This is a genomic window from Flavobacterium wongokense, from assembly GCF_021608265.1.
GTDB lineage: Bacteria > Bacteroidota > Bacteroidia > Flavobacteriales > Flavobacteriaceae > Flavobacterium > Flavobacterium wongokense.
In genome coordinates, this window is record NZ_JAKIHP010000001.1 from 1,314,990 (window position 1) to 1,338,335 (window position 23,346).

Sequence of the window (23,346 nt, forward strand, 5' to 3'; positions counted from 1 at the left end):
GTTATATAATAAACTGAAAACCAATGAATAAAATTAGCTCTTCAATAATTATCGGTGTTGCGGTAATTATTACTGCATGGATTTTAGGAAGTTCATTTAAAAATCGGAATGCAAACCTCGATTCCATTTCTGTTATTGGGCTTGGAACAAAGGATTTTGTTTCCGATGAGATTTTGTGGTCGGGAAGTTTTACAACCACGAGTTTTGACATTAAGGAAGCCTATAATAAGATTGTTTCCGATCAGAAAATTGTTTCGAATTTCTTTTTAAGCAAAGGTTTTAAAACCAGTGAATTTAGTTTTGGCGCAGTCAATTTCCAGAAAAAATTCAGGGAAGTGCGAAGCGAAGGTACCGACAACCAAACGCATTACGAACAGGTTTTTGACGGTTTCCAGGCGACACAGACGATTTCCTTTTCGGCCAAAAAGAATCCTGATTTGATGAACCGGATTGAGGAAGTATCGAGCAAAACATCCGAATTAATCAATTCAGGAGTTGAATTGTCTTCGAACAGCATTCAGTATACCTTTTCAGATTTGCCAAGCTTAAAACAGAGCCTGATTGAGAAAGCGACTAAAGACGCCAATGAACGCGCGACCAAAATCGTAAAAACCGCAGACGGAGATTTGGGCAAACTGAAACGAGCGAGCATGGGAGTTTTCCAGATTACAGGCCAAGGCTCTACAGAAGAAGACAGCTACGGTGGAATCAACGATACCTACAGCAAGAATAAGACTGCAAGGATTACAGTGAGGCTGGAATATGAGTTAGAATAGGTTAAAGGTCTCAGGTATTTTGAAGTTGCGTTAGCGATTGAAGCAAGTACCTTGTGCTGCGAAAAGCGCGACCCGAAGGGTAACGCCCATATAAAATAAACATAAAAAAACCGCCAATCTTGCGAGAGGCGGTTTCTTGTTTATTCCTTGATTTCCTTTCCTTCGTTGTCATTTGAAATTAAAAGGAGGACTGCCAGTGGCAGTCAGGTATACAAGCTTTAGCTTGTTTTTAACTTGATATTAGACATAAAAAAACCGCCAATCTTGCGAGAGGCGGTCTTTTCTTTATTCCTTGATTTCCTTTCCTTCGTTGTCGAAGAATCGGTACTCTAAATACGTGTAAGCGTCACGAGGTATGATTTTCACCCACTTTTTATGTTCAAAAAACCATTTTGAACGTAATGATGGAAAACCTTTTTTAAGGTATGCTGCCACAAAAGGGTGAACGTTTAGTTTCACGCCGTTATGGTCTTTGGCAATCTTTTCAAGCGAAAAATTAATCTTATCAATAATCTGGATTGGCGCATCGATGTCGCTGGTCAGGTTATTTGGATTTTCTTCCCTTGTTTCAATATTTACTTCTGGCCTTACGCGCTGTCTGGTGATTTGGACTAATCCAAATTTACTCGGCGGTAAGATTTTGTGTTTGGCTTTATCGTCGCTCATTTCATCCCTAAGGAAGTTGAACAACACCTGGCGATTGTCTGGATCTTTCATGTCGATAAAATCGACTACGATGATTCCTCCCATATCCCGAAGGCGTAACTGCCTTGCAATTTCTGCAGCGGCAATCATATTTACTTCCAAAGCTGTATCTTCCTGGTTGTTGGCTTTGTTCGAACGGTTTCCGCTGTTTACGTCGATGACGTGCAGAGCTTCGGTATGTTCTATGATTAAATAGGCTCCTTTACTCATAGATACGGTTCGGCCAAAGGAAGTTTTTATTTGGCGCTCGATATGGTATTTTTCAAACAATGGCGTGTCTTTCGACTGATAAAGTTTAACAATTTTTTGTTTCTCCGGAGCTATTTCGGCTAAATAGTCCTTTGTTTCATGGTACAACTCTTCATCATCCGTTTGGATACTGGTGAAAGTATCGTTGAATACATCCCTGAGTATGGAAGAAGCTTTGTTAAGCTCTCCTAAAACCTTGGATGGATGATGTGCAGTTGGTAATTTTTTACTCATTGCAGTCCATCTATTCATTAAGTTCTGCAAATCTTTTTCTAATTCGGCTATGCTTTTGCCTTCTGCTACTGTTCTCACAATAACACCGAAACCTCTTTGTTTGATAGATTGTACGAGTTTTTTAAGTCGGTCTTTTTCTTCTTTGGATTCTATTTTTTGCGAAACAGAAACACGATCGGAAAAAGGCACTAAAACTAAAAATCGTCCGGCGAATGAAAGCTCACAGCTTATTCGTGGACCTTTTGTAGAAATAGGTTCCTTAACAACTTGTACTAATATTGACTGGTTGGCGTTGAGTATATCTGCAACGGCTCCGTCTTTGTCAATTTCCTTTTCAAACTGGAAGTTTTTTAGGGAGAAATCTTTTAGTTTACCTGCGCTTACAAGTTTTATGAATTTCAAATAAGAAGCAAAATTGGGGCCTAAATCGTGGTAATGCAAAAAGGCGTCCTTTTCGTAGCCTACATTTACAAAAGCAGCATTTAAGCCGGCAACCGGTTTCCTGATTTTGGCAATAAAAATATCGCCAACCTGGAAGTTGCTTGTTTCTTCTTGTTTGTGTAATTCAATTAGTTTTCCATCTTTTAATAAGGCAAAATCTACAGCGTTTTCATCAGATCTAATAATTAGTTCTTTATTCACTTTGTAAATTTTTATCTGTATTTGTCGTTTATAGTTTATGGTTTTTCGTTTATAGTTAGGAACCATAAACCATTAACCCTAAACCAAAAACCTTTTGGTACAGATGGATTAAACATTTTAAACAGGTATTGTTTTTACCCGGTGGAATTTTTCAATTCCAATTTCAATGAACGTTTTCTAAAAAAAGAAAAGTAGTTTAAAACTACTTTTTCTTTTTGTGTCGGTTAGCTCTCGCACGTTTTTTTCTTTTGTGCGTCGCTACCTTATGTCTTTTTCTTTTTTTACCACTTGGCATACGTTGGTGATTTTGTGATTAATAAATAAGTTTTATACTGCTACTTCAGTATTAGTTTTTATTGCTTCTACAAATACTTTTGCAGGTTTGAATGCAGGGATATTGTGTGCAGGAATCTTGATAGTTGTGTTTTTTGAAATATTTCTACCAGTTTTTTCAGCTCTTGTTTTGATGATAAAACTACCAAAACCTCTTAAGTAAACATTGTCTCCAGTTTCCAGAGACATTTTTACTTCTTCCATGAACGCTTCAACTACTGCTTGAACATCTCCTTTTTCAAGTCCTTTTTTCTCTGAAATCTTTGCTACGATATCTGCTTTCGTCATTTTCTTTCGTATTTAATATTATTATGTAATTTTTTTGAGGTTGCAAATATACAAATTAAAAAAACAATATTTCAAGCATAATCTATTAAAATTTAATCACATAAAGATTTATTTTTGTAAACCACAATTTAGCTATGAATTTCTCTAAATCACTTATCCAATGGTATTTACAAAACAAACGTGATTTGCCATGGAGAAATACTACGAATCCTTACCATATTTGGCTCTCCGAAATCATGCTTCAGCAGACGCGGGTTGCGCAGGGGATGCCTTACTTTTTGAAATTTACCGAAGCATTTCCTACCGTTTTTGACCTGGCAAATGCCGATGAAGAACAGGTTTTGAAACTCTGGCAGGGATTGGGTTATTATTCCAGGGCAAGAAACCTTCATGCAACTGCAAAACAGGTCGCTTTTGAATTGAATGGGGAATTCCCAAAAAGCTATTCCGAATTATTAAAGTTAAAAGGAATAGGGGAATACACAGCGGCCGCAATTGCATCCTTTTCCTATAATGAGCATGTTCCTGTTGTTGATGGAAATGTTTTCAGGGTATTGTCGCGCTATTTTGATGTGGAAACCGATATTGCTTCTTCGGGAGCCAAAAAGGAATTTGCACAGTTGGCAGCAGCTTTGATTCTGAAAAACCAGGCGAATATTTTCAATCAGGCAATAATGGAGTTTGGCGCTTTGCAATGCGTACCCAAAAATCCCGATTGCAGTGTTTGTATCTTTAATGATAGCTGCCTGGCTTTGCAAAAGAAAAAAGTCAACCAGCTTCCTGTGAAATCCAAAAAACTGAAAGTGACCAATAGGTATTTCAATTACCTGGTTTTTTCAGATGAAAACAATAACACTATTATAAGTAAACGAACCCAAAAGGGAATCTGGCATAATTTATATGAGTTTCCACTGCTTGAAACGATTTCACCCGAAGCCGAAGAAACCATTTTTGCATTAATCCAAAACCAGGGCTTTGTTGAAAATGAAATCCGCGAGATACAATTGTACAATCAGATTCCAATTCGCCATAAACTTTCGCATCAACACCTGCACATACAATTTTGGAAAATACGGCTGAAAGGAACGCTTGAAAATGGAATCGATTGGGAATCAGCTTCAAAATTTCCGTATCCGATTGTAATTTTCAATTTTATTGAGAAAGTTTGGGCTTAGTTTTTAAAAAATTTATTAAATTTGAGGGACACGAGGCATTTTGCCGAACTGTATGGAGCACAGCTCAATAAATAACACTTTACAAATGAATGGTACTTTAAATAAGGTCATGTTAATCGGTCATCTTGGTGACGATGTAAAGATGCACTATTTTGAAGGAGGGAATTGTATAGGAAGGTTTCCGTTAGCCACGAACGAAGTTTATATCAACAAGCAAACCAACGAAAAAATCACTTCTACCGAATGGCATAATCTTGTAGTGCGGAACAAGGCTGCAGAAATTTGCGAAAAATATTTGACCAAAGGAGATAAAATATTTGTGGAAGGAAGGATAAAATCACGCCAATGGCAGGCCGAAGATGGCTCTACAAAATATACCACAGAAATTCAAGTTACCGAGTTTACGTTTTTGACAACCAAAAAAGAAGTGGATGGTTTAAAAACATCACAGAATTTAGAAACAAAAAACACTAATTTTGAACCGTCAAATCCTGTACCTCCTGAAAACGATTTACCGTTTTGATATTGTTTAATTAATCTTTACGCTTTTGGACCCGGAGCCCAGTTTAACTTTTCTTGCAAACATTGACACTAACTTACTTTTTGGAAGCATAGGCATTGTTTTTCTTTTGTTTTGCTCTGCCATGGTTTCTGCAGCCGAAGTAGCACTTTTTTCACTTACGCAAAACGACCTTACGATTTTAGCCGAGGAAGATGCCTCTAAAGCGAACCTGATTTCAAAATTATTGCAGCGTCCCAAAAAATTGCTGGCGACCATATTGGTGGCAAACAATTTTAGCCATATTGGCGTTGTGATTATCTTTTCGTTTACCGGGAATTCCATTTTTGAATCCATAGAATCACCGCTATTGAAATTCATTGTTGAAGTTTTACTAGTGACGTTTTTGATTCTTTTGTTTGGTGAGGTTTTGCCCAAAATTTACGCCAGCCGAAACAACATACAGTTCTCCAAGTTTGTGGCCAATCCGATGTCGTTTTTAGACAAACTGCTTTCGCCGATTAGCCTGCCTATGCGTGCCGTGAGCATTTTTCTGCATGAAAAGCTAGGGAAACAAAAGGCCAATATATCAGTGGACCAATTATCACAGGCTTTGGAACTGACCTCGACCGAAGACACCACTACTGAAGAACAGAAAATATTGGAAGGGATTGTTTCTTTTGGAAATACCGATACAAAGCAGGTTATGAGCCCGAGAATTGATATTTTTGCATTGGAAATCGAAGAAAGCTTTGCTGAGATTTATGCCAAAATAGTAGACAAAGGCTATTCCAGGATTCCGGTTTATCGCGAAAGCATTGACCATATTGAAGGCATACTCTTTGTGAAAGACCTGATTCCGCATATCAACAAGAAGGATTTTGACTGGAACAAATTAATCCGCGAACCTTTTTTCGTTCCTGAGAATAAAAAGCTCGATGACCTGCTCAAGGAATTCCAAAGCAAAAAAAGCCATCTTGCCATTGTGGTTGATGAATATGGAGGAACTTCGGGTTTGGTTTCTTTGGAAGATGTCATTGAAGAAATCGTTGGCGATATTTCGGATGAGTTTGATGATGAGAATTTGAACTTCTCGCAGATTGATGACAAAAATTTCCTTTTTGAAGGCAAAATCAACCTGAAGGATTTTTACCGGATTGTAGATGTAGACGAACAAAACTTTGAAGACAATAAGGGAGAAGCTGAAACTTTGGCGGGATTCATATTGGAAATCCTTGGGAATTTCCCGAAAAAGGGACAAAAAATCCACTTCTCCAATGTGCGTTTCACGATTGAAGTAGTCGACAAAAAAAGAATAAAACAATTAAAAGTAACCCTTGAATAAATTAAAAATGCTTAAAAAAATGATTGGCCTTTTCGCCGGATTGCTGCTTATGGTTTTTGCCGTTAGCTGTAAGGACGAAGTGCTTCCAAAACCTGCAAGCCAATTGCGATTGGATTATCCTGTTGCCAAATATGCCCATTTCAGCAACCACTGTCCGTTTGAATTTGACATGAATGAAGATGCAATCATCAAGGAAGATAAGAACTGCGGTTTTTCGATTCATTACCCAAAGATGAAAGCCACAATTTACCTGACCTATAAAGAAGTGAACAACAATATCAATGTTTTGCTTCGCGATGCCCAAAAGCTAACGTATGAGCATGTCATTAAAGCCGACGACATTTTGGAACAGCCTTATATCAATCCGGAAACAAAAGTCTACGGAATGTTTTACCGCGTTGACGGAAATGCAGCAACCAATGGGCAATTTTACGCCACAGACAGCATCAAGCATTTTGTAACAGGTTCGGTTTATTTTTATGCCAAACCTCGTTTTGATTCGATTATGCCAGCCGCGAGTTATGTCAAAAACGACATGCAGCGATTGCTGGAAACCATTAAATGGAAATAAAAAAGGAACTCAATTGAGTTCCTTTTTTAGTATCGTTTGCTAGATTAAATTTAAACTTTCCCTTTAGTTTTCATTCCTGAAACTTTGTAGGTTTCGCCGTCGCCTGTAGTTTCTACAGCTTTGGTCAATTTTTCCGGAGTTAAAACTGTAGCGTCAAATTCAACAGTTGCTTCTTTTTTATCAAAATCGACAGTTGCTTTTTGAACACCTTCAAGGTTTGACAATTTTGTTTCAATTGTTTTGGCGCAGCCCATTGCACAGGTCATGCCATCAATTTTGAAACTTGCTGTTTCCGGTTTTACAGCCGCAACAGCTTTTTTCTCAACTTTTGCTTCTTCATTTGCAGCAGCAGGTTTATTCGACGCATCTTTGCAGCCAATCATTAAGGTTGACGCGATTCCAAAAGTTAAAAGCGATTTGGTGAAATTCATATTTTTTAGAATTTATTTATTCATGGACAAAATTAGTAAAAAATAAAAGCGGTTATTCTTAAAATAATTACAAAATTTGATACATCAAAAAACAATAGTTACCTACACATGAAATCACAACAGCTAAAATGGATTATCCTTGTTGCACTTGCACTGATTTGGGGAAGCTCCTTTATATTAATCAAACGAGGATTGGATGGTTTGAATCCCTATCAATTGGGTTCGCTCCGGATTATCTTTTGCGCTGTATTTTTATTGATAGTTGGTTTTAAAAGCCTTTCTTCGATTGCGCAGCATCAGTGGAAATACATTGCATTGACTTCGTTGTTTGGGACATTCATTCCGGCCTATCTTTTTGCCATAGCCGAAACGAAAGTAAGCAGTTCCATTTGTTCGATCCTAAATTCTCTGACGCCATTGAATACTTTGATTTTGGGTGCTATTGCCTTCGGGTTGAATTTTAGAAGGAACCAGATTTTCGGGATCATCATTGGATTGATCGGAACGGCGGTTTTGATTTTTAATGGAAATGAACAGGGAGTTTCCGAGGATTACTCGTACTCGGTTTTTGTGCTGATAGCGACTGTTTGTTATGCGACGAATGTCAATCTGATAAAAAGATACCTTTCCGATGTGAAGCCGCTGAGCATTACAACCGGAAACTTTTTAGTGATGCTGGTTCCGGCAATTGTGATTTTATGCTGCACCGATTTTACCGGAAAAATGCATTTGGCAGCAACACAGCACGCGATGTTTTATGTAATGATTTTGGGAATTGTTGGGACAGGAGTTGCGAATGTAATATTCTACAAACTGATTCAGATTTCGTCGCCAATCTTTGCCTCATCGGTTACTTATCTGATACCAATAGTAGCCTGTTTGTGGGGAATATTGGATAATGAAATGCTGACGCCTTTGCAGTTTTTGGGAGCATTCATCATTTTAATCGGAGTTTACCTTGCCAACAAGAAATAAAAAAAGTCCCGAGAAATCGGGACTTTTAATTTATGATAATTTCAATTTAATTATTGAAAGTCTGCCTCAGTTACATCTTCGTTGATTTTTACATCACTCATTTTGATGTCCAGTTCAAATCCAACATTCATGATGGTGTTGAAAGGAACTTTCACTCCTTTAACAGCTCTGTAGTCGTTAAAGGTTGTAACTCGTGTTGCTTTTTGACCACCTTTGTCATCCGTAGAAGCTTCAGCAGTTTTCAAACCAGATTTTACGTCAAAATAATAAGTAGTGTCACCATCAACAACAGCATAAGCATCGGAACCATTCATTGGCTCAATTGCAGCAACTGTAACGCCTTTTTTGGTAGCCAACAAGGTTTCGTTGAATAAGACTGCGTTTTCCTTCATTTTTGCAAGATCTTCACCTTCCAAAACTTTTTTCTGTCCTTGCTGCATCATGTATCCGGTTGTACCATTGTAAACCTGTTTCATAATTGATCCCATTCCAGCCATTGAAAGTTCAACAGCCATTCTTCCTTTGTTATCCATTTTTGAAGTGTATGACAAAGGCATTGGTGCTTGTGGAATTGTAGTTGAACCAACATACGATATCGACTTAACTCCTTTAAGTGCTTTATCTCCACCAATTGCGGCAACATAAGAATCAATTACAGTTTTTACGGTAACTCCGGCAGGAACTGGTTTTTTCATTGCCGGTTTTTCTGTTGGATTTCCGAATTTGTCAAAATAGAACATTGGAATCTTTAATGACTCTAATCCAGAGATTACTTCAGAACCTTTTCCGACAACCAAAATCCTTGCATTGTCAGAGAGGAAATATTTATTGGCAACTCTCATTACATCTTCCGGCGTAACCGCTTTGATGTTTCTGATGTAGTTTTCATAGAAATCAGCTGGTAAACCTTCAGTTTCAATATTTAAGGCATAACGAGCCACAGTAGCCGGTTTTTCAACCTGCATCACGAACTTTCCAATGTATCCTTCTTTTACATTATTTAAAACTTCGTCAGTTACTTTTTCAGTTCGGATTCTTTTTAATTCCTTTAAAGCTTCAACAACAGCACTATCTGTTACTGAATTTCTAACCTGTGTATTTGCTCTGAATTCGCTGTAGATATTTTTGTCAAAACCGATAGAAGAACGCGCACCGTAAGTCCAACCGTGAGCTTCCCTTAAATTCATGTTCAGGTAACTGTTGAAATCACCTCCATAAACCTGGTTCGCAAGGATTACAGGGAAATAATCAGGGTCACTCATTTTTAAGTTAACCGTATTTAAGATTGTAATTTCCGACTGAACCGCGTTTGGCATGTCCACAAAATTGATTTGGGAGTACTGAACGTTTGTTGGGTTTGAATACGTTAAACTTGGAGCTGTAGCTTTGGCCCATGAACCAAATAGCTTTTCAACTGTTTTTTTAACGTCTTTGGTCTTAACGTCACCAACTACTACTAAATAAGCATGTTGAGGAACGAAATATGTTCTGTAGTTTGACTGAACATCAGCAAGAGTTACATTATTGATAGTCTCTTCTGATAAGTATTCCCCATAAGGATGGTTTTTACCATAAGCCAAAACTTTTTCAACTCTTCCGGCAACAGCAGGAACACTTTTTTCCTGAGTTTTAAGGCCTTCGATAAGTTTGTCTTTTTCTTTGTCAAATTCATCTTGGGTAAAGTTTGGCATCAAAGCACCTTCGGCCATTAATTCCATGATTCTTTTGGCATGTTTTGACAATCCGCTTGCAGATGCGCCAGAAGAAAAGAAGTTGATGTTTGCACCCAGGAAATCGATTTCTTCGTTGAAAGGATCTTTTGGAGTTTTTGTAGAACCGTTTCCGATTAGGCTGCTGGTCAAATCGTCAACACCTTTTTTATTGCCTTCAGCATATGGAGTGTTGTCAATAGTTAAGCTATACGAAACCCTTGGAAGTTTGTGGTTCTCAACTACCAAAACCTTTAATCCGTTTGGCAACGAAAAAGTTTCAGGTTTTTTAATGTTTAATTTTGGAGCAGGGCCAGGTTTTGGCTGCGTTCTGTCTTGTGCTTGCATGATAAAAGTTAAAAACAAGCTTGATAATACTATAATTGATTTTTTCATTTTCTTACGGTTTATTATTTGTTTTCAGCTTTGTTCTCTGATTTGTTTTCAGCTTTGTCTTTTGCAGGTACATAATCCAAAATCAAACGTTGGTTTGGATTCAGGTACTTTTTAGCCGCAGCTCTCATCTCTTCACGGGTAACTGAACGTAAGATATCGATATCGGTATTGATTAGGTTAACATCACCATACAATAAGTAATAGGTTGCTAAATTTTCGGCAACACCTTCAATGCTTGCATTGTTATCTACATAATTGCTTTCGTTGATGTTTTGTAATTTTTGGAAATCCTTTTCTGAAATCAAGTCCGTTTGCAGTTTCACGATTTCCTCGTCAATTTCCTTGATTAGGTCATTTGATGTGAATTCGCCTTGTGGCATTCCGTAAAGGATATATTGACCGTAATCTTCCTGAGCATAGTTGAAAGCTCCGATCTGCAACGCCATTTTCTTGTCGTCAACAATCTTTTTGTATAATTTAGAACTTTTTCCATTACTCAAATAAGTAGAAATCATATCCATAACCCTTGCGTCACGTGTTTTCATCGAAGGGATTCTGTAAGCCGCAACCACCATTGGTTTTTGGATGTTTGGATCCTCGAAAGTTGCGTGGATTGTTTCTGTAATTGGCGCCTCAGTGAATGTTTGCTTCTTGATTTCAACACCTCTTGGGATTGGTGCGAAATAATCCTGGATCCATTGTTTAGTCTGTGCAATGTCAATCTGACCTGCAACCACTAAAACCGCATTGTTTGGAGAGTAGAATTTTTTATTGAAATCTTGGAACTCTTTTAAGGTAGCAGCATCTAAATGTTCCATTGAACCGATGGTTGCCCAACGGTAAGGGTGCACTTTAAACATATTCTTCTTTACTTCGGCAATTAACTGCCCGTATGGCTGATTGTCAACACGAAGCCTTTTCTCTTCCTTCACCACTTCATTTTGCGTATCAACGCCAATTTGGTTAATCACAGGGTGCATCAGTCTTTCTGATTCCATCCACAATCCTAATTGGGTATTATTGGAAGGGAAAACCTCAAAATAATACGTTCGGTCGTCTGAAGTGTTGGCGTTGTTTGTACCTCCGTTTGAAGTTACAATCTTGAACCATTCACCACGTTTGATATTTTCTGTTCCTTCAAACAATAAATGTTCAAAAAAGTGGGCAAATCCGGTTCTTTCCGGATTTTCATCTTTGGAACCTACGTGATACATAACCGAGGTGATTACAACTGGCGCAGATTGGTCATTGTGTAAAATTACATGTAGTCCATTTGGCAAATCGTACTCCTCAAAAGCGACCTTTTGGGCAATAGCTGTTCCTCCAAGCATAAGCATTGAACTTAAAGCGATTAATGAATTTTTCATAAAAAATTTAAATTTTTTTCAGTTGATTTTGTGGTTAGAAGCCTAACCTTAAATTTTGTTACACCAAAAGTAATTTATTTTCTCTAAAATCAAGAAAAATCTAAAGTTTTCTGTAGCTGCATCTAACACATTGATTAAGAACTTTAAACTTTTTTTGCGTTAGTGTTGCGTGAATGAGAAATAGTCGTATATTTGCGCACTTAAAAAATTAACTAAACATTATTGTTATGTACGCAATCGTAGAGATAGCAGGGCAACAATTCAAAGTAAGCAAAGACTTAAAGGTTTATGTTCACCGTTTGGCTAATGAAGAAGGTTCAAAAGTTTCTTTTGACAAAGTTCTTTTATTAGACGACAGTGGTAACATTACTTTAGGCGCCCCAGCTATAGAAGGTGCTTCAGTAGAAGCTAAAGTGTTATCACACTTAAAAGGAGACAAAGTAATCGTTTTCAAAAAGAAAAGAAGAAAAGGTTACAAAAAAAGAAACGGACACAGACAATATCTTACACAAATCGTGATTGAAGGTATTTCTGCAACTGGAGGAAAAAAAGCCGCTAAAGCTGAAAAAGCTGTAGCAGAACCAAAAGCAGAGAAAGTGGAAAAAGCAGCAGCTGAGCCAAAGGCACCAAAAGCGCCTAAAGCAAAAAAAGCTGAAGCAACAGAAACTGCAACTGAAGAAAACAACTAATATTTAAAACTTATACGTCATGGCTCACAAGAAAGGTGTCGGTAGTTCTAAGAATGGTAGAGAATCAGAATCGAAACGTTTAGGCGTTAAGATTTTTGGTGGTCAAGCTGCAATTGCTGGAAATATCATCGTTAGACAAAGAGGTTCTAAACACAATCCAGGAGATAACGTTTACATGGGTAAAGATCATACCTTACATGCAAAAGTTGATGGAATTGTAAAGTTTCAGAAAAAAGGAGAAAACAAATCATTTGTTTCTATCCTTCCTTTCGAAGCATAAGAATTACTCTTACTATATACAAAACCCGTTCAGAAATGGACGGGTTTTTTGTTTTTTGGCAGCAGACGTTTTTATCTTTTCCCACTCATGTTCCCGCTTTCCGCGCTACACGGTAGCTAGCTGCAATCGGGGCTGTTGGCGCGTTTTTATCCCAATACGATACTTGCACAGATATAACCCTTATTTTTCAGGAACTCCAAAGTCCTGGGCAAAGCATATTTCAGGTTGTGTTCTGCCTTTACACTGTCGTGGAAAACAATGATGCTTCCCGATTGGACATTTTTCAAAACATTCTCAAGGCATTGTTCATTGGAGGTTTGTGCATCAAAATCATACGAAATAACGTCCCACATGATGATCTTATAACCTAGACGTCGTAGCTTTTTGGATTGTGCAGGCCTTATTTTCCCATAAGGAGGACGGAATAATTTTTCAGATCCTAATTTGCGATTGGTTAACAGCGACTGGCAGTCCAGGGCATTTTTGATGTAGTTATCATTTGGGGTATTCCAGCCTTTAAGATGATCGAAAGTATGATTGCCAATGGCGTGGCCAGCTTCTACTATCTTTTTTAAAATTTCGGGATGTTTTTCGATATTGTTGCCAATGCAGAAGAAAGTAGCCTTGGCATCAAATTTCTGCAACTGTTCCAAGGTCCATTCCGTGACTTCGGGTGTTGGGCCATCGTCAAAAGAGAGGAATACTTTATTGCCATGGTTCGGAATGTCCCAAACATAATTTGGAAAAACCCACTTGACAAAACGATTTGTTTTCACCCAGAAACCCATAGGCTAAATATAAAAAAAATGTGCCAAATGATTTCTCACCCGAGCGTAGCGAACAGGCGAAGCAGTTGGCACATTTTATTGTTTTAAATTAAGTCTATTCCAATTCTCTTCCGAAACGGGAGAATCTATTGACCAATGCATTGAATGCTGGTTTGTTTTTGTTGTAAAACGCAACATCGCCACGATCTTTCATTACCATCAAAAGACTACGGTAACGCTCAATATCCGTAATAATATCCGATGCAATCCCGTTTTGGATTGACGGCTGGATTCCCGAGTAATAGGTGAGGTTCTGCTTGTATTTTGTCATCAGCCTTTCCAACAATTGTCGCGCCTTGGCTTTTTCGCCAACTTCATAATAACCGCCGGCAAAAGGTTCAACCATAGTGTAATAACCATAATAATCCATAGGCATTTGGGTCAATGCCATATCGATGATTTTTTTGGCTTTGTCCTTTTTGCCTTCATTGATTAACTGCTCCATCAGCCTTGCCATATTGGTTCGGTACGATATGCTGTTTTTACGGGTTTCAGGATCATGGTAAATGGTTGTAAGTTCACCATTGCCCCAAGTCCATTTCTGAACCAAATCATACATTTTGTCACTGTCAATATCGCCCATGTCATAAGGGTTTTCTTCGTCAAGCGGAGTTTTGATTGGGACTAATTTATAAACCAATCCATCCAATTGAAGGTAATCCTTCATCCAAAGGTAGTCGTCATCGCCAAAACTTCCTCCGGTGAAATATACAGGGCGTTTCCAGTCGTTGTTAGCCAAAACATCCAAAGCCATCAGACGATTTTTGTAAAGCGCACTTCCTTTGATATCCAAATCGATATAAGGAACGATGGAGTCAAAATATTTCGGATTCACAACCTTGTTTTTAATGATGTTGTTTTTGTCAATCGGAATCCTGATTTTGTTTGTCGGATAAAAATGGATGGTTTGCCCGTTCGACATTTCGACTGTTGATTTTGGATTTTTGATAAAATCGATAAAATCCTTAATATTCCAACGCGCATCCGTTTTTGGGATGTGGGCAACGTAATCGAGTTTGTCTCCAACATATTCGCTGTGTTTGAATGAAATTGGCAAACCGTCAGCTTTATAGGTTTTGAATTTCATTTGGTCAATATACCAATCGGTCATGAACAATTGCGTATTTACGATTTTGATATCGGTCCTAACGCCTTCTATTTCCTGGGCATACCAAAGCGGGAATGTGTCGTTGTCGCCAATCGTATAGAGAATCGCATTCTGGTCACAGGACTCGAGGTAATTCTTAGCCATTGCAATTGCGGTATATTTTTTGGCACGGCTATGGTCGTCCCAGTTTTGGGAAGCCATGAGGATTGGCGCAGCCAAAAGACAGGCACCAATTACAACAGGTCCAATCAGTTTTGATTTTACTTTTTCGGATATCATTTCATAAATGGCATACACACCAAAACCTAACCAAATCGCATAGACGTAGAACGAACCAACCAAAGCATAATCTCGTTCACGCGGTTCAAAAGGCCTTTCGTTTAGGAATATCTTTAACGCAATGCTGTTGAACAGGAATAAGGCCAAAAGCACGTAGAAACTCTTCAAGTCTTTTTGCGCGTGGTACATTAATCCGATTAAGCCAATGAATAATGGCAGGAAGTAATACAGATTTCGTCCCTTATTATTTTTTACATCATCCGGAAGGTTTTCCTGGGTTCCTTTGCCCAGATGGATTTCGTCAATGAAATTGATCCCACTTAACCAATTCCCGTCAAGATTGTCGTATTTCCCCTGAATGTCATTCTGCCTTCCGACAAAATTCCATAGCAGGTAACGGCCATACATGTAGCCAAATTGGTATTCGACCATAAAACTCAAGTTGTCCCAGGTTGATGGTTTTTCTATCGTCAAATAATCGCTGTATTTTTTTAGGAAGGAAACATAGTCTTCGTTGTCAATTTTCTTTTGGGCATAAGCTGTTTTGAATTCGCCAATGGTCTTGCTCATTTCTTCCTTCAACTGTCCAACAGCCATTGCAACCTGTTCTTCACTCAGGCTGTCAATGTTAACTCCGTATTGTGCCAAATCATCTTCGTAAGGATAATTCTGGTTGAGTTCTATTTTTGGAACACCGGTAAACTGCATATAGTTGTCGATATGGTCTGTGCTCCAAAGTCTTGGTAGAAAGGCTTTCTGGGCATTGTCACTGTTTTGTTCGGCGTTTTTGTAATTGTTTACGATAACATATTTGCCTGTTTTATAATCTCTTTCGTAGTTGGGTTTTTTATCCAAATAAGGTTCGTCTTTGTCCAATCCGGCAAAAGTGTCGGTATATTGAGGGCCATAAAATAATGGGTTTACACCATACTGTTCCCGATTGTAGTAAGCCAAAACCTCGGCAGCATCTGAAGGTTTGTTTTCATTAATTACCACATTGGCATTGGCACGGATTGGCAGCATCATCCAAACGGAAAAGCCAAGTAGGACAAAAAGGATGCATAACAAGCCTGTGTTGTAAAACGGATGTCCTTTTTCGCGGGTATATTTCAATCCGAAGTAGAACAAGGCCGCAATCAATAAAAATGCGAATATGGTTCCCGAATTGAATGGCAGTCCAATGCTGTTCACCATAAAGATTTCCATTTTCCCGAAAAACGCCAAGGTGTACGGCAATAGGAATAGGAAAATGAACAATAGGATCGCAACAATTATAATGTTGGCAATAATGAAATTCTTAATGGTAATCGTTTTCCAGTTTTTGAAATAATATAAAAACCCGATAGAAGGAATGGTCAGCAATGCCATGAAATGGACTCCAAATGAAAGCCCGACCATCAATGAGATTAATATCAGCCAACGATTTCCTTTGGGTGTATGCATGTCTTCTTCCCAACGCAGCCCAAGCCAAAACATTATGGCTATGAATAAAGAAGCCATGGCATATACTTCGGCTTCAACGGCACTTGACCAGAAACTGTCTGAAAAGGTAAAGGCCAGTGAACCTACAAACGAACTTCCGAGAATGACAATTGCTTTGTTTTTATCTATTTCGGTGTATTGGGAAACTATTTTCCGTAGCAAGATCGATGACGACCAAAACATAAACAGTATCGTAAAGGCACTTGAAAAAACCGACACCATATTTACCATCAATGCAACGGTTTCCTTACTTGTGGCAAACATGGCAAAGAAAGCACCAAGGATTTGGAATAATGGTGCTCCGGGCGGATGGCCTACTTCCAGTTTGGCAGCAGTTGAGATATATTCCCCACAATCCCAGAAACTCATCGTTGGTTCAACGGTTAGGCAATAAGTGATCAGGGCAATTGCAAATGTTGTCCATCCAAGGATGGTGTTCCATTTATTGAAGTTAAAATTCATCATATAGATATGAAATGAAGGTTTTTATTTTACTGTTACAAAGAAACTATTTTTTTTAACGCAATTAAACGTGCATTAACAAATTTTTCTCAAATAGGATAAAGGTTTAATTCCAAGTTTATTGCAGGCTCTGTTAAGTTAATTTCAGCAGCAGTTTTTAATTTTTTCTAATTATTTACTTGTGTAAAATAAAATTTGTTTTAAATTTGCACTCGCGTTAAGCAAAGCTGGTCTATGGTGTAATGGTAACACAGCTGTTTTTGGTGCAGCCTTTCTAGGTTCGAGTCCTAGTAGACCAACAAAAAATCCTCTCAATTTGAGAGGATTTTTTGTTTTTATGCAATTTGCAATCAATTATATCTTGAAGGTTACAACCGGTCTTTTAGAGTGGTTTACCAAATCTTCGCTGATGCTTCCGTTGAAAAAATGCGCTATCCCTTTTCTTCCGTGGGTACTTACACCAATCAAATCAGCGTTGATATGATTTGCGAAGTTTAATATCCCGTTTTCAACATTCACATCGTTGTAAATGTTTATAGTGTAGTTGTTGATGTTAAAATTAGCAACAAACTTTTTCATGATTTCTTCCGCTATGTGCGTTGGTTTGAAGCTGCTTGGCGTGTTGATCATTGCCAATTCCAGTTCTGCTCCAAACTTGTTTGCAAAATCAACAACCTTGGCGAAAGGTTTTTTGATTTCTTCCGAAAAGTCAGCTGCAAATACAAATTTATTCACATTGAATTCTCCGGCATCTTTTTTAATGATTAACACAGGAACTTCCGAATTCCGGACTACTTTTTCTGCATTGGAACCAATAAACATTTCCTTGAATCCACTAGCACCATGCGAACCCATTACAATCAAATCAATATTATTTTTTTCGCTCACTTTCAATATCCCGTCAAAGGCCAATTCAAACTGAATAATTTCAGAAACCTTTAAGCCTTCCAAATTACTATCATCCATCAAATTCTCCAATTTGTTAATTGCCGAATTCTTAAAAAGCATTATTTCAGGTAAATCATGACCACTTCCTATGGCGTCACCAGCTTGGTGAGGCAGTTCCAACATATGTAGTAAAATGATTTCGCCACCATTCTTTCTGGCGATTTGTGAAGCAACTTTAAGGGCGTAATAGGCATGGTCTGAAAAGTCTGTAGGTACTAAGATTTTTTTCATGATATAAGTAAATTTTGGATAGTATATTAATACAATAAAGGTATTATTTTTTTTTGATATGATAACAATTTTTGGTTTATAAAAAAATAACTATATTTGCACCGTTATTTACTATTGAAAACTAAATAATGAGGGAAGCACTGCTTCCCTCTTTTTATACAAATATGACATTTAAAGATAAAGTTTCGAATTTATTGGAGGAGGTATTAAGCGAAAAACCTTCCTTGTTTCTGGTGGATTTAACGATAACAGAAACATTTAAAGTCATGGTAACGTTAGATGGTGATAATGGTGTAAATTTGCAGGACTGCATTGATGTAAGCCGTGCAATTGAAAACAACTTAGACCGCGAAGAACAGGATTATTCGTTAGAGGTAGCTTCGGCAGGAGTTTCAACACCTTTGAAGATGGTTAGGCAATATCGAAAAAATATTGGAAGAACCCTTAAGGTAAAAACCGCTACTGAAACTATTGAAGCGAAATTGGAAGCCGTAACCGATGAAAACATTACACTTTCGTGGACGGCAAGAGAACCAAAGAAAATTGGAAAAGGAAAAGAAACGGTAGAACACAAACGCGAGATTCCTTATTCAGAGATAAAAGAAGCAATTGTTACAATAATATTTAATTAAAATTAGGCATGGAGAATATTGCATTAATCGAATCATTTTCAGAGTTTAAAGATGATAAACTTATTGATCGAGTAACGCTTATGGCGATTTTGGAAGATGTATTTAGAAACGCATTGAAAAAGAAATACGGTTCTGATGATAACTTTGACATCATTATCAACCCTGATAAAGGTGATATGGAAATTTGGAGAAATCGTGTGGTGGTAGCTGATGGTGAAGTAGAAGATGAAAACCAGGAAATTGCATTGTCTGAAGCTCAAAAAATCGAGCCTGACTTTGAGGTTGGGGAAGATGTTTCGGAAGAGGTAAAATTGATCGATTTAGGAAGAAGGGCTATTTTGGCTTTGCGCCAAAATTTGATTTCAAAAATCCACGAACACGACAATACCAATCTTTACAAACAATTCAAGGATTTGATTGGCGAAATTTATACTGCCGAAGTACACCACGTACGTCCAAGAGTTGTAATCTTAATCGATGACGAAGGAAACGAAATCGTATTGCCAAAGGAAAAACAGATTCCGTCTGACTTTTTCCGTAAAGGTGACAACGTTCGCGGAATCATCGAAAGTGTTGAATTGAAAGGGAACAAACCACAAATCATCATGTCGAGAACGGCAGATAAATTTTTGGAAAAATTATTTGAACAGGAAATCCCAGAGGTTTTTGATGGTTTGATCATGATTAAAAACGTAGTGAGAATCCCAGGTGAAAAAGCAAAAGTAGCCGTAGATTCTTATGATGACAGAATTGACCCTGTGGGTGCCTGCGTAGGTATGAAAGGCTCTAGGATCCACGGAATCGTTCGTGAGCTTGGAAACGAAAACATCGACGTAATCAACTACACCACCAATCTGCAATTATACATCACAAGAGCATTAAGCCCTGCAAAAGTTTCTTCTGTTAAAATTGACGAAGAGAAAAAAAGAGCTGAAGTGTTCCTGAAATTGGAAGAGGTTTCTAAAGCAATCGGTCGTGGAGGACACAACATTAAATTGGCCGGGCTTTTAACTGGTTATGAATTGGACGTAATCCGTGAAGGAATTGCTGAAGAGGAAGATGATGTTGAATTAACAGAGTTCTCAGACGAAATCGATGGTTGGGTAATCGACGAATTTGCAAAAATCGGATTGGATACCGCAAGAAGCATCCTGAACCAGGATGTTGCCGATTTAGTGAGAAGAACCGACCTTGAAGAAGAAACCATTTTAGAAGTAATCAGAATATTGAAAGAAGAGTTTCAAGACTAATCTTCAACAACAACGCAACTATAGTTAACATTAATTAGATTTTATGTCTGAAGGAAATATTAGAATTAATAAAGTTTTAAGGGAATTAAATATTTCTTTGGAAAGAGCTGTGGATTATCTTAAGGATAAGGGCATTGCTATTGAAGCAAGTCCAAACACAAAAATTTCCGATGATGTATATGCTATTCTTTGCGGACAGTTTGCCGGAGATAAAGGGAATAAGGAAGCTTCGAAAGGAATCAGCGAAGAAATACGAAAAGAAAAAGAAGCGCTTCGAATTGAAAGGGAAAAGGAAATCGAAGACAAACGCAAGTTGGACGAAGAACGTCAGCAACAGCAGGAACTGATTAAGGCTAAAGCAACGATTACAGCACCAAAACAAGTTGGGAAGATTGACCTTGAACCAAAAGCTCCTGCGGCTCCAGAAGTTCAGGAAGCAAAACCGGTTGTTGAGAAAAAAGAAACCAGCGTTAAAAAAGAGGAAACTGCTCCAAAAGAAAAGGAACCTAAAGTTGCTGCAGAGCAGCCTACAGAAGAAGCTGCAATCGACGAAACACATACTACACAATACCAGGCACTTACCGGACCTGTATTGACTGGGCAAAAAATCGACTTAACGCAGTTCAACAAGCCGAAGAAGAAAAAAGAGGAGTTTAAAAAGGATGCCAATAAGCCTGCAACTCCTGCAACCGGACAGAATGCGGCAGCAAATGCCAACAACGCCAACAAGAATAAAAGGAAAAGGATTGCGCCTAAACCAGGTGAAGCTGGAAAACCGGTAGTTGGTGGCGGAGGCGGAGGCAATGCTTTCGGTCCAAACAAAGGCGGAGCCAAAGGTGGTTTCCAAAAAGGGAATCGTCCTGCAATTGTTCAAAAGGTTGAGCCTACCGAAGAAGAAGTTAAAAATCAAATCAAGGAAACTTTAGAGCGTTTACAAGGTAAAGGAAACAAATCTAAAGCGGCTAAATACAGAAGAGACAAGCGTGATACCCACCGTCAGAGAAGTGAGGAAGAAATGCAGGCTCTTGAAGAAGGAAGCAAAGTTTTAAAAGTTACCGAATTTGTTACCGTTGGTGAAATTGCAACGATGATGGATGTGCCGATTACCAAAGTAATTGGAACCTGTATGACTCTTGGAATCATGGTTACCATGAACCAGCGTCTGGATGCAGAGACATTATCGATTGTGGCTGACGAATTTGGTTACGAAGTAGAATTCATCACAACTGATATTGAAGATGCTATTGAAGTTGTTGAAGATAGAGAAGAAGATTTAGTAACACGTGCGCCAATCGTTACCGTAATGGGTCACGTTGACCACGGTAAAACATCTTTGCTGGATTACATCCGTAAGGAAAATGTAATCGCCGGGGAATCGGGAGGAATTACGCAGCACATCGGTGCTTATGCAGTGACTCTTGATAACGGACAGAAAATCACTTTCCTGGACACACCAGGTCACGAAGCGTTTACTGCGATGCGTGCCCGTGGAGCCCAGGTTACCGATATCGCAATCATCGTGGTTGCGGCAGATGATGACATCATGCCACAAACAAAGGAAGCCATCAGCCACGCTCAGGCGGCGAATGTTCCGATGATATTTGCCATCAATAAAATTGATAAACAAGGTGCTAATCCTGAAAAAATCAAGGAAAAATTGGCAGCCATGAATTTATTGGTGGAAGATTGGGGTGGAAAATACCAATCCCATGATATTTCGGCCAAAAAAGGAACAGGTGTTAAGGAATTGCTTGAAAAAGTGTTGCTTGAGGCTGAAATCCTTGACTTAAAGGCCAATCCAAACAAGCCTGCAGTGGGAACGGTTGTGGAAGCACAATTGGACAAAGGAAGAGGATATGTATCGACAATTTTGGTACAATCGGGAACCTTGAAAATTGGGGATTATGTTTTGGCTGGAAAAAACCATGGTAAGGTAAAGGCAATGCACGATGAAAGAGGGCATAATGTTACTTCAGCCGGTCCGTCAACGCCAATTTCGATTTTGGGATTGGATGGTGCGTCAACTGCTGGTGACAAATTCAATGTCTTTGAAGATGAAAGGGAAGCCAAACAAATTGCAACAAAACGTATCCAATTATTGCGTGAGCAATCAGTTAGGACACAGCGTCATATTACACTTGCCGAAATTGGGCGTCGTATCGCTTTAGGCCAGTTCAAGGAATTGAACATCATCCTAAAAGGAGACGTGGACGGTTCTGTGGAAGCGCTTTCGAGTGAGTTCTCAAAATTGTCTACCGAAGAAATCCAAATCAACATCATCCATAAAGGAGTTGGAGCAATCACAGAAACCGACGTAATGTTGGCTTCGGCATCGGATGCGATTATTATTGGATTTAACGTTCGTCCTGCCGGAAATGCCCGTCAATTGGCACAGAAAGAGGAAATCGATATCAGAAACTATTCGATTATCTACGATGCTATCAACGACCTGAAAGATGCGATGGAAGGAATGCTTTCTCCAGAAATGAAGGAAGAAATTACCGGAACTGCTGAAATCCGTGAGATATTCAAAGTATCGAAAGTGGGAACTATCGCAGGATGTATGGTAACCGACGGTAAAATCTTTAGGAATTCGAACATTAGGATTATCCGTGATGGTGTGGTTATTTTCACTGGTGAATTGGCAACATTGAAACGTTTCAAGGACGATGTGAAGGAAGTATCGAAAGGATATGACTGTGGTATGCAGATCAAGAATTACAACGATATTGAACAATTGGATATCATCGAAGCTTTCCAGGAAGTGGAAGTGAAGAAAAAGATGAAATAATATCAATTAAAAAAGCCTCGAGAAATCGAGGCTTTTTTATGTGAAAGCTTAACGATAAAATCTTTTCTGTCTTTCCAGTGAAGAACAACAATTTATTGCTTTATATTCAGATTGCCGTCTTTACTGGAAAGACAATTTCTTCTTGAAATAATATCAATTAAAAAAGCCTCGAGAAATCGAGGCTTTTTTAATTATTTATTCGGTTTGATTAAAAACGCATTCGGATATTTTTTCTTGAGGTCGTTGAGGTTTTTTTCGGCTTCAATACGCGTTTTGAAATTCCCAACCCAAACTTTGTAAAGCGGCGTACTGAAAACAATAGTCGCGTCCATATTCTTGTTTTCCCTTTTGAATTCCGCCAGAGTTTTTTTGGAATTTTCGGTATCCCCATTAAAAATCTGGATCTTATAGCGGTCGGTTATCGTAATCGAACTGTTGATCTTTCTTTTTTCGTTTAAAAGCTGTTCAAATTTCGGATCCTGGCTTACGGTTGTTTTTCCAGTTTGAGCAAGACTTTTTTGCGATAAAAAAGCCAGAAAACAAATGGCTGAAAATGATTTTATTTTAGAGAAATAAGGCATAATTATTTGATTTTTATACAAATGTAAAACATAAAAAATTAAACGAAAGCGGAAACATTATTTAGAATTAATATAAATTGGTATTTAAGAT

General features: G+C 38.2%; 20 protein-coding genes and 1 tRNA gene. 12 read left to right on the forward strand and 9 right to left on the reverse strand.

The window, feature by feature from the left end; translation table 11 throughout:
- Positions 1-23: 23 nt before the first annotated feature.
- The gene (locus L1S31_RS05700) at positions 24-776 is read left to right on the forward strand and encodes an SIMPL domain-containing protein (protein ID WP_236463368.1); all 753 of its coding nucleotides are present in this window, start codon (positions 24-26) and stop codon (positions 774-776) included.
- Positions 777-1,061: 285 nt separating this feature from the next.
- Here the strand turns inward: L1S31_RS05700 and L1S31_RS05705 are convergent, their stop codons facing one another.
- Both L1S31_RS05705 and L1S31_RS05710 read right to left on the reverse strand, forming a co-directional pair.
- Complete coding sequence (locus L1S31_RS05705; RefSeq protein WP_236463370.1) at positions 1,062-2,606, reverse strand: Rne/Rng family ribonuclease; 1,545 nt, start codon at positions 2,604-2,606, stop codon at positions 1,062-1,064.
- A gap of 327 nt (positions 2,607-2,933) precedes the next feature.
- The gene (locus L1S31_RS05710) at positions 2,934-3,227 is read right to left on the reverse strand and encodes an HU family DNA-binding protein (protein WP_236463372.1); all 294 of its coding nucleotides are present in this window, start codon (positions 3,225-3,227) and stop codon (positions 2,934-2,936) included.
- Positions 3,228-3,361: 134 nt separating this feature from the next.
- Between L1S31_RS05710 and mutY the strand changes: the two genes are divergently transcribed.
- From mutY to gldD, 4 genes are all read left to right on the forward strand, one after another.
- Entirely contained in the window at positions 3,362-4,402 is a 1,041-nt protein-coding gene (gene mutY, locus L1S31_RS05715) for an A/G-specific adenine glycosylase (protein WP_236463374.1), read from the forward strand.
- A gap of 85 nt (positions 4,403-4,487) precedes the next feature.
- Positions 4,488-4,925 carry a single-stranded DNA-binding protein gene (locus tag L1S31_RS05720; protein WP_236463376.1) on the forward strand — a complete coding sequence of 146 codons (438 nt, stop codon included), beginning with the start codon at positions 4,488-4,490 and terminating at the stop codon, positions 4,923-4,925.
- 25 nt (positions 4,926-4,950) lie between these two features.
- Positions 4,951-6,246: a gliding motility-associated protein GldE gene (locus L1S31_RS05725; RefSeq protein ID WP_236463378.1), complete on the forward strand. Its 1,296-nt coding sequence runs from the start codon at positions 4,951-4,953 to the stop codon at positions 6,244-6,246.
- A 7-nt stretch (positions 6,247-6,253) separates the two neighbouring features.
- Positions 6,254-6,817, forward strand: a complete 564-nt coding sequence (gldD, locus tag L1S31_RS05730) for a gliding motility lipoprotein GldD (protein WP_236463380.1) — start codon at positions 6,254-6,256, stop codon at positions 6,815-6,817.
- Positions 6,818-6,867: 50 nt separating this feature from the next.
- Here the strand turns inward: gldD and L1S31_RS05735 are convergent, their stop codons facing one another.
- Complete coding sequence (locus L1S31_RS05735) at positions 6,868-7,248, reverse strand: heavy-metal-associated domain-containing protein (RefSeq protein WP_236463382.1); 381 nt, start codon at positions 7,246-7,248, stop codon at positions 6,868-6,870.
- A 108-nt stretch (positions 7,249-7,356) separates the two neighbouring features.
- Between L1S31_RS05735 and L1S31_RS05740 the strand changes: the two genes are divergently transcribed.
- A complete protein-coding gene (locus tag L1S31_RS05740) occupies positions 7,357-8,223 on the forward strand; it encodes a DMT family transporter (protein WP_236463384.1) in 867 nt (288 codons plus the stop codon).
- A gap of 50 nt (positions 8,224-8,273) precedes the next feature.
- On the opposite strand, the gene L1S31_RS05745 is transcribed toward L1S31_RS05740, so the two are convergent.
- Positions 8,274-10,280 carry an insulinase family protein gene (locus tag L1S31_RS05745; protein ID WP_236463386.1) on the reverse strand — a complete coding sequence of 669 codons (2,007 nt, stop codon included), beginning with the start codon at positions 10,278-10,280 and terminating at the stop codon, positions 8,274-8,276.
- A gap of 62 nt (positions 10,281-10,342) precedes the next feature.
- Positions 10,343-11,695: a M16 family metallopeptidase gene (locus L1S31_RS05750; protein ID WP_236463388.1), complete on the reverse strand. Its 1,353-nt coding sequence runs from the start codon at positions 11,693-11,695 to the stop codon at positions 10,343-10,345.
- 227 nt (positions 11,696-11,922) lie between these two features.
- On the opposite strand from L1S31_RS05750, the gene rplU reads away from it, so the two are divergent.
- Positions 11,923-12,384, forward strand: a complete 462-nt coding sequence (gene rplU / locus L1S31_RS05755) for a 50S ribosomal protein L21 (RefSeq protein WP_236463391.1) — start codon at positions 11,923-11,925, stop codon at positions 12,382-12,384.
- Between the two features lie 19 nt (positions 12,385-12,403).
- Positions 12,404-12,664 (forward strand): 50S ribosomal protein L27, encoded by a 261-nt coding sequence (rpmA, locus tag L1S31_RS05760; RefSeq protein ID WP_236463393.1) that lies wholly within the window; start codon positions 12,404-12,406, stop codon positions 12,662-12,664.
- A gap of 146 nt (positions 12,665-12,810) precedes the next feature.
- On the opposite strand, the gene L1S31_RS05765 is transcribed toward rpmA, so the two are convergent.
- Positions 12,811-13,452, reverse strand: a complete 642-nt coding sequence (locus L1S31_RS05765) for a polysaccharide deacetylase family protein (protein ID WP_236463395.1) — start codon at positions 13,450-13,452, stop codon at positions 12,811-12,813.
- 94 nt (positions 13,453-13,546) lie between these two features.
- Positions 13,547-16,825 (reverse strand): glycosyltransferase family 117 protein, encoded by a 3,279-nt coding sequence (locus L1S31_RS05770; protein WP_236463397.1) that lies wholly within the window; start codon positions 16,823-16,825, stop codon positions 13,547-13,549.
- 225 nt (positions 16,826-17,050) lie between these two features.
- On the opposite strand from L1S31_RS05770, the gene L1S31_RS05775 reads away from it, so the two are divergent.
- Positions 17,051-17,121 (forward strand) — tRNA-Gln (locus L1S31_RS05775).
- A 55-nt stretch (positions 17,122-17,176) separates the two neighbouring features.
- On the opposite strand, the gene L1S31_RS05780 is transcribed toward L1S31_RS05775, so the two are convergent.
- Complete coding sequence (locus L1S31_RS05780; RefSeq protein ID WP_236463399.1) at positions 17,177-18,001, reverse strand: universal stress protein; 825 nt, start codon at positions 17,999-18,001, stop codon at positions 17,177-17,179.
- A 164-nt stretch (positions 18,002-18,165) separates the two neighbouring features.
- Here L1S31_RS05780 and rimP point away from each other — a divergent pair, with 164 nt between their 5' ends.
- The 3 genes from rimP to infB are packed head-to-tail and all read left to right on the forward strand — an operon-like array spanning position 18,166 to position 22,674.
- Positions 18,166-18,633 carry a ribosome assembly cofactor RimP gene (gene rimP, locus L1S31_RS05785; protein WP_236463401.1) on the forward strand — a complete coding sequence of 156 codons (468 nt, stop codon included), beginning with the start codon at positions 18,166-18,168 and terminating at the stop codon, positions 18,631-18,633.
- Between the two features lie 8 nt (positions 18,634-18,641).
- The gene (gene nusA, locus L1S31_RS05790) at positions 18,642-19,883 is read left to right on the forward strand and encodes a transcription termination factor NusA (protein WP_236463403.1); all 1,242 of its coding nucleotides are present in this window, start codon (positions 18,642-18,644) and stop codon (positions 19,881-19,883) included.
- Between the two features lie 43 nt (positions 19,884-19,926).
- On the forward strand, positions 19,927-22,674 hold the full coding sequence (infB, locus tag L1S31_RS05795; protein ID WP_236463405.1) for a translation initiation factor IF-2: 2,748 nt from the start codon (positions 19,927-19,929) through the stop codon (positions 22,672-22,674).
- Between the two features lie 191 nt (positions 22,675-22,865).
- On the opposite strand, the gene L1S31_RS05800 is transcribed toward infB, so the two are convergent.
- Positions 22,866-23,255: an SPOR domain-containing protein gene (locus L1S31_RS05800; RefSeq protein WP_236463408.1), complete on the reverse strand. Its 390-nt coding sequence runs from the start codon at positions 23,253-23,255 to the stop codon at positions 22,866-22,868.
- Between the last annotated feature and the right edge of the window lie 91 nt (positions 23,256-23,346).